This window comes from Streptomyces phyllanthi, from assembly GCF_009377205.1.
Taxonomy (GTDB): domain Bacteria; phylum Actinomycetota; class Actinomycetes; order Streptomycetales; family Streptomycetaceae; genus Streptomyces; species Streptomyces phyllanthi.
Genome location: NZ_VJZE01000845.1, coordinates 1 through 1,903, shown reverse-complemented (window position 1 = coordinate 1,903; position 1,903 = coordinate 1). Strand labels below are relative to the sequence as shown.

Sequence of the window (1,903 nt, the reverse complement as noted above, 5' to 3'; positions counted from 1 at the left end):
GGTGCGGGCGGGGTGGTCGCCGGGGGTCAGGATCCGGATCGCGGCCGGCCGCAGGCCGGGCTCCTGACAGTGCCGCAGCGCCGGGATCAGACCGGCCCGCAGCAGAGAGGACTTGCCGCTGCCGGACGGACCGAACACCGCGGCGAAGCGTCGGCGGCGCAGCAGATCGAGCAGGTCGTCGGTGAACTGCTCCCGGCCGAAGAACCGGCCGCTGTCACCCGTCTCGAACCGCGCCAGCCCTCGGTACGGCGACTCCGCTCCAGCCTCGCCCTCCGCCCCGGCACCGGCCGATTCTTCCACCGCCTGCCGCCACCGGGCCTGCCACTGTGCCTCCTCGCCGCCGCAGGCCCGCACGTAGGCCAGCACCACCGGCAACGTCGGCAACTTCTCACCCGCAGCCGCCTGCGACAGCGTGGTCACCCCGTAGCCCGCCTGCTCTGCCAGCGACCGGTAGGTGATCCCGCCCGCATCCGTGCGCAGCTTGCGTAACTCGAACGCGAACCGCTGCACCGGACCCGCCGCCGGATCCACCGGCTCCTCACGACGCCCCGCCATGCCCATACCTCCTCCGGCCGCTCCCGCACCGCACAGGGCAGCCAACCCAGACACATCAACGACACCAGAAGAATCACGCGGTCGGTCATTGTTCGGCCGCCGGAACTGTGCTGTCGAACAATGCTCCAGCCGCTGAACTCGGTGCTGTGAGCGGCCCGGGGGACCGTTCCACGGGGGAAACGCCCTGCCGGCTGCCGGGAAGCCAGCAGGGCCGCGGCTGTAGGGGCGGACCGGACGGTCCGCCCCCACAGCGAAACAGCGGTCCCCCCCCCAGACCGCACAGCACCAGGTGACGGGTCAGGCCTTGCCGAGCCCGTCGCCGCACCGTTCAGTCATGAGAGGAAGACATGAAGTCACTGATACGACGTCCCAGAAACGGATCACCAAAGAAGCTCGGCAAGAGGTTGGCGGTGCTGGCTTTGCCAGTGGTCGCCGCGATGTCGCTGGGCGTTCCCGCAAGCGCTGCGCCGGGCACCAGTACGCAGGTGCAGGTGCAGGTGCAGGTGCTGGTGGCGGGGGCGGGCGGCACGGCTTCGGCCTCCGGTGCCGGTGCTGCCGTTTCACCGCAGGCGGTGACCAGTTACATCAGCAACGAGAACGACATCGGGATCGGGGTCTCGCAGAACAACACTCCCCCGCTCTACGAGGCGATTCTGCCGGGCCACCGGCGCACGGACGGCAGCCCTCTTGGCTGGAACCATGCGTATTCCTTCTACATCGGCCCTGGATACTGTGCCGACGCCTGGTACTGGCAGAACAACGGCTGGCGCTTCGATCCCCGAAATACGGTCAAAGGATCCAAGGAAGCACAGATCGTGGCCATCCCCGGTGAGGCCGTAGCCAGATGGGCGGTCCGGAACGTCCGCGCCTGCTGATGCCGACACGGATCGTCCGTCCGAAGACATGACGATGGCTTCCCCTGGCCATGCCGGGTCCCGCTAGTCGAGACTGCCAGCGGAGCTGGGTCCTTCGGCGAAAGCCAAAGAGCCCTGCACCTCCGGATCCGGAGGTGCAGGGCTTCGTCATGCGTTTGACTTCCGTTAGGCGAGCGGCGTCCATGCCACCGGCCGTCCCGAAGAGTCGGACGCGATAGTGAGACCGGACAGCCGACCACGACGTGAGACACCGCGAGAAGCCGCAGGCCATAGTCACGCAGCAGGAGACGAACTGCGAGAACCTACACGCCGGGAGGCGGCCGTACGCCGCTGTGAGCGCCGTCCGTGTCGCTGCCGCCCCCCCTTGCGTCCGGCCGGGATGTCGCTGAGGCGGGGGGCAGTTGGTGTGTGGGGTGGTGTGTGGGCTGTGGTGTTGGTGGTTGGTTGATAACTGGGTTGGGTGGGCTGTGGGG

At 68.5% G+C, this 1,903-nt stretch carries 2 protein-coding genes; one reads left to right on the top strand and one right to left on the bottom strand.

The features are described from left to right. Nucleotides 1-555 (bottom strand): helix-turn-helix domain-containing protein (locus FNH04_RS45500; RefSeq protein WP_152792076.1); only part of this gene is annotated, 555 nt, incomplete at its 3' end. Between the two features lie 347 nt (nt 556-902). Between FNH04_RS45500 and FNH04_RS45495 the strand changes: the two genes are divergently transcribed. Beyond that, a complete protein-coding gene (locus FNH04_RS45495) occupies nt 903-1,430 on the top strand; it encodes a hypothetical protein (protein WP_152792075.1) in 528 nt (175 codons plus the stop codon). The last annotated feature ends 473 nt before the right edge of the window (nt 1,431-1,903 follow it).